At 41.0% G+C, this 5,467-nt stretch carries 5 protein-coding genes; 1 reads left to right on the plus strand and 4 read right to left on the minus strand.

Translation table 11 applies throughout. The annotated features are described in order from the left end of the window. Window positions 1–423 precede the first annotated feature (423 nt). On the plus strand, window positions 424–720 hold the full coding sequence (locus tag B3Q46_RS16445; RefSeq protein ID WP_164071332.1) for a GNAT family N-acetyltransferase: 297 nt from the start codon (window positions 424–426) through the stop codon (window positions 718–720). 94 nt (window positions 721–814) lie between these two features. Here B3Q46_RS16445 and B3Q46_RS11330 read toward each other — a convergent pair whose 3' ends face one another. The 4 genes from B3Q46_RS11330 to baeS all read right to left on the minus strand — a co-directional run bounded on the left by B3Q46_RS11330 (window position 815) and on the right by baeS (window position 5,356). Then, on the minus strand, window positions 815–2,170 hold the full coding sequence (locus B3Q46_RS11330) for an amino acid permease (protein ID WP_005232055.1): 1,356 nt from the start codon (window positions 2,168–2,170) through the stop codon (window positions 815–817). A gap of 221 nt (window positions 2,171–2,391) precedes the next feature. Then, entirely contained in the window at window positions 2,392–2,898 is a 507-nt protein-coding gene (locus tag B3Q46_RS11335) for a GNAT family N-acetyltransferase (protein WP_261635012.1), read from the minus strand. 92 nt (window positions 2,899–2,990) lie between these two features. Then, on the minus strand, window positions 2,991–3,677 hold the full coding sequence (locus B3Q46_RS11340) for a response regulator (protein WP_034704234.1): 687 nt from the start codon (window positions 3,675–3,677) through the stop codon (window positions 2,991–2,993). A 14-nt stretch (window positions 3,678–3,691) separates the two neighbouring features. Further along, a complete protein-coding gene (baeS, locus tag B3Q46_RS11345) occupies window positions 3,692–5,356 on the minus strand; it encodes a sensor histidine kinase efflux regulator BaeS (protein WP_261635013.1) in 1,665 nt (554 codons plus the stop codon). Between the last annotated feature and the right edge of the window lie 111 nt (window positions 5,357–5,467).

A 5,467-nucleotide genomic window follows, 5' to 3' on the forward strand; every position in this document is an offset into this window, starting at 1 on the left:
AAATTTCCTGATCCACCTCTGTATGAAGATAATGAACTGGATGAATCTCTGGTTAAGGATCTAGTACAGAATTCTTATGAATTAGTAATATCGAAATTAAAGAAAGCAGAAAAAGTACGAATTGAATTATTACGAACATTAGAAAAATAAGTGCAGATACCACCGATGACTAAGATCAAACCAATAACATTAAAGACAAAGCGTTTAATTCTTTGCTCCTACCACTGTGGTGATGAAATCAATTTATTTCAAAACTATTTTAGCGATCTAGCAGCATCAAAATATTTGCAAAGACATCCACATCGGAATCAAACTCAAACTCGACAAACTTTAGAAAACTGGGCGGAACAAAAGTGGGAAGACTCAGACCCTGAGTTTATGTGAATTATTGCAGATCATTTAACTCAGCAACCTACGGGTATTTTGATCTTTATACAAAGGCATGACATTGGAGAAATTCTCTTCGGACTTGGAACTCCTTATCAGGGACAAGGTTTTATGTGTGAAGCGATGACTTCGGTAATCCAATTTCTAAAACAAAGCCAAAAACTGACGAAAATTGAAACCTTTTGCGCTACTGAACATTTAGCGTCAAGACAAGTATTAGAAAAAACAGGTTTTCATAAACAGCAACTGCTTCATGCTTGGACCATCTTTCCTTTATTGGGAAATGACCTTAAAGACTGTATTCAGTATATTCTGCCACTAAGATCAAAATAAACCTTAACTCATCTAGAAGCTTTAGATATTGCGACAATATGAAAAAAAGCCCTATCATTTCTGGTCGGGCTTCTTCTGATTGGAGATTTTAGGCCTAAGCATTCCTTTTATTCAGAAACTTAAACACGCCAAACAACACCGCAATCCACACCGGCAACATCAACACTGACAACATAAAGCCTTGCGTCCACATGATGTATAAAATCATCAGCATAAAAGCTAAAACAAAATAGTTACTAAACGGCGCAAAGATCGCTGGGAATCTGGTTTGAATCCCCTTTCGTTTGATGGTTTGTCTAAATTTCAAATGAATCAAACTGATCATCATCCAGTTCAATACCGCAGCTGCTACTACAATATAAATCAGGTAACTCAACGCTTTTTCAGGCACAAAGTAATTCAGGATCACACAGCCAAAGATCAAAAATGCTGAGAACAATACCGCAGCCACAGGCACACCATGTTTATTTACGCTCTTAAATAATTGTGGTGCATTCCCTTGTTGAGCCAGCCCCATCAACATACGGCTATTGGCATACATGCCACTATTACAGACTGAAAGTGAGGCAGTTAAAATAATAAAATTCAGTAAATGTGCAGCCCATTCAATCCCCATCTGGCTGAAAATCATTACAAATGGACTATGATCTAAATCGCCTAAATTCAGCTGATTCCATGGTACAAGTGAAAGTAATACGGCAAGCGAACAGATATAAAATAAAAATACCCGAATCACAGTTTGATTCACGGCACGTGGAATGTTCTTGTCAGGATTTTCGGTTTCTGCCGCTGCCATACTAATCAGCTCAATGCCGCCAAAAGCAAACATCATAAAGGCGAGCATATAAAACAGCCCATCAAAGCCATTCGGAAAAAATCCACCATGAATCCATAAATTGCTGATCGAAGCGGTTGAAGTTGCATCAGCAGTGAGGAGTAAATATATGCCAAAGATAATCATTACAATGATAGCAAAGACTTTAATCATCGATAGCCAGAATTCAGACTCACCATAAATTTTGACATTGGCCAGATTGGCAAGGGTTACCGCCAAAAAGAAAATGAGTACAGATACCCAGGCTGGAATATGTGGCCACCAGTAATTGATATATTTGCCAATGGCGGTCAGCTCTGTCATTGCGACCAGAATATATAAAATCCAGTAATTCCAGCCGGTTAAAAAGCCTGGAAATTTACCCCAGTATTTAAATGCAAAATAACTGAATGAACCAGTCACAGGCTCATGCACAATCATCTCGCCTAACTGGCGCATAATCAGGAATGCAATCAAACCACCAATCAAATAGCCCAGAATAATGGAAGGTCCTGCGGACTGAATAATCTGTGCGGACCCCAAGAATAATCCGGTTCCAATGGCCCCGCCCATAGCGATCAGCTGGATATGACGATTCTTCAAACGACGCTGTAGTTGCGGTGTTTCACTCTCCAAGACACGCTCTCATGATGAATAAAAAACCGAATTGTAGCGGGTATCCAACTAATCAACTAATACATAAATTTAAGTTATTAATTATTAAACTTTTATTTTTTTATATCTACTAAGATAAAAAGAAATATAAATAATTGATTTCATAATAGATGCTAGTAAAAAGGTATTTATATTTTAAAACTCCATACCTTCATAAATAGAAACGGCTCTTTTTTGATGAATTATTGCGTTGCATTAAACGCCTCATGGTAGACCACTTCTCCATGTGGAATAGATCCATTAAATGCAATGACTTGAAAATATTCTGGTGGAACATCCTTGAGGTAAAGTTCTGAAAAGGCCTTAAACCCGAAACGACCATAATATTGAGAATCACCGAGCACTACACATCCTTCAGCACCCAAATTTTGCAAGCGATCTAAAGCTGCTTGCAGAAGTAAAGTGCCGATTCCCTGTTCTTGCTTTGCAGGTAATACCGAAATTGGGCCAAGACCGTACCAGCCAGTTTCACCTGAAGAGATACTAACAGGTGAAATAGCCACATGGCCTACCAGCTGGTTATGTTCAAGTGCAACTAGAGAAATCGTTAACTGCCCATGCTTACGTAAAGCATTGACAATAAATTGTTCAGTATGACTTGAATGGTCAGCATTTTGAAAAGCCGCTCGGGTCAATTCAGCAATGGCTGGAATATCTTCTAGCCGTTCATCCCGAATGATAATTTTCATTATTTTGACTCTCTTATATTGATCATTTGCAGAAACAAAAAAAAGCGAACAAACCAATAAGTCTATCCGCTTTTCTCTAATTAATTCGAATATTAGTCCTCAGGATATTCAAAACGATACCCTACACCATAAACAGCCTGAATCCACTCATGACGGTTTCCGGTTTCTGCCGCATCTGAAATTTTACGACGCAGGTTTTTGATATGACTATCAATCACACGGTCTGCCACGTCAAAACTGTCCGGATTGATATGATCTAGTAATTGTGCTCGTGAATACACTTGGCCGACATGCTCCAGGAACAGCTCTAGCAAACGGAATTCAGTCGGGGTCAAGTTCAAGGCTTTTTGCTGATACCAGATACGCTGTTGTGATTTATCCATACGGAATAAATCATTGCTTTCCGGCTCAGCTTTACGGTCTAAACGGCGTAATACGGCCTGTACACGGGCAACCAGTTCTTTTGGACTAAATGGCTTACAGATATAGTCATCCGCGCCCATATTCAGGCCCAGTACACGGTCAATTTCTTCGGTACGCGCAGTCACCATAATGATCGGCAAGTCTGACTGTTCACGCACTTTACGGCAAATGGTCAGACCATCCATACGCGGCACCATCAAGTCCAAGATCATCAGGCTCGGTTTACGCTGGGTAAAACTATTATATGCTTCTTGCCCATCATGAAACACGCTGACTTCAAAACCAGCAGCCTCTAGATAATCTCGCACCAACAGGGCAAGTTCGACTTCGTCTTCAACCAGCATGATATGTTTCATGAATATATTTTCCTTTATGGTTTCAATTTCTTAGGAAAACTTAGTTTGCATCGTAAACCACCTAATGGTGAATGTGCAAAGCTTAAGCTACCACCCATAGCCTGAGTAATTTTACAAGATAAGGCCAGACCTAAGCCTGTCCCACCGGTGGCACGAGTACGCGAATCATCGACACGATAGAAACGTTCACCAATGCGAGTCAGCTGCTCATCAGTCAGACCGAATGGACTGTCATCGACATATAAGGTCCATTCTTTCTCATTCTGTTCAGTATGAATATGTACCTGGCCACCGGCTTCTGTATAACGAATACTGTTGCTGAGCAGGTTGGCTACGATCTGCTTGAAACGGTCCAGATCCAGATCAACTTCAGCACCGTCACCTTCAACAGTCACTTTCAGGTCAGCCTGTTCAAATTTAGGCTGAAAGTTCATTAATTCCTGCTGCACCACATCCCACGGATTAACGGTTGCATAATAGAACTGTAATTGCTGGGCATCCGCTTGTGCTAGAGCTGCCAGATCCTGTGTCAGTTTTTTCAGGCTGGTTACCTGTGCCAACATCGATGCAAAATGCTCTGGTGTCGGTTTACGGATTCCATCCTGCATCGCTTCAATCTGTGCCTGCAAGACTGCCAGAGGAGTTTTCAGCTCATGTGAAGTATCGGCCACCCACTGACGGCGTGAAGTTTCATGCTGATCCAGAATCACTGCCAGTTGATTCAGTTCATTAGACAGATCACCCAGCTCATCATTACGTTTTACTTTTACCTGATGCTGATAATTACCGCGAGTCAATTCACGTGTTCCGTTCAACAAACGCTGAATCGGTTTTTTAAAATAAGTTGCCAGCAATAATGCAGCAATCAGACTGGCTAGAATACTTAAACCATAAACTAAAAATAGGTAACGTTTCTGATTACTAAAGAAATTAATACTTAAAGCATCATCTTGGTCTAAAACCGGTTTCAAACCCAAATAACCGACCACCTGATTTTCAACCATAATCGGACGATAGGAAATCTGCTCATCTGATGCTTCGCCTACTACAAAACGACGTTTGGCGTCATAGAGTGACAGGCGTGAACTCAGACCCAGACGGTCTGGCATCTGGATGAACTGCTTCTTGCCAGTAGGCTGCTGAACTGGCGGTTGACCGCCATTATTGTCTTTACGGTCAGTTCTAAACAGGTTCTGATTGGAGCTAAGTGGAAATCTTAAACCTTCAAAAGGCTGGAATTGTGATGGCAAGTTAGACGCTAGAATACGCAATTCTTCTTCATTGACTGAGCGCGGTGTTAGATTTGGTTCAACCATACTTGAAGGGGCTACAGTGGCTAAGGTCTGCTCCTGAAAATAACGCTGCTGTAAGGCAATATCATACTGACGGCGCAACCACCAGCGCGATAAACGGTCATAATCATCCGGTGCAGCTTCACCTTCAATTTGCAAAATCTGCGCCTGAATGGCGTTACCCCAGTCTTCATATACCGTATAGACATCAGCCAGATTCTCGATCACATGATCCAGCTTCTGCATTTCTACATCTGCGACATAGCGAGTAAAGTTGCGCTGCATATTCAGATGCAATACGCCCAGACTCACCGTGGTAATTACCAGGGTGGTCAATAAAACAGTCAAAAACAGACGCAATGCAATCGGAATACGGCGAATCTTCAAAGTAAAAAATCTCAGTTTTTCTTCTCTATATTCATTATTGTAGCGAACACAGACTTAAAAAACTCTTCATTGTTTCTTCATCTTTATTATTTAGGACTTACGCATTGACGG

It is taken from the genome of Acinetobacter sp. UBA2581 (assembly GCF_002339435.1).
Classification (GTDB): domain Bacteria; phylum Pseudomonadota; class Gammaproteobacteria; order Pseudomonadales; family Moraxellaceae; genus Acinetobacter; species Acinetobacter variabilis.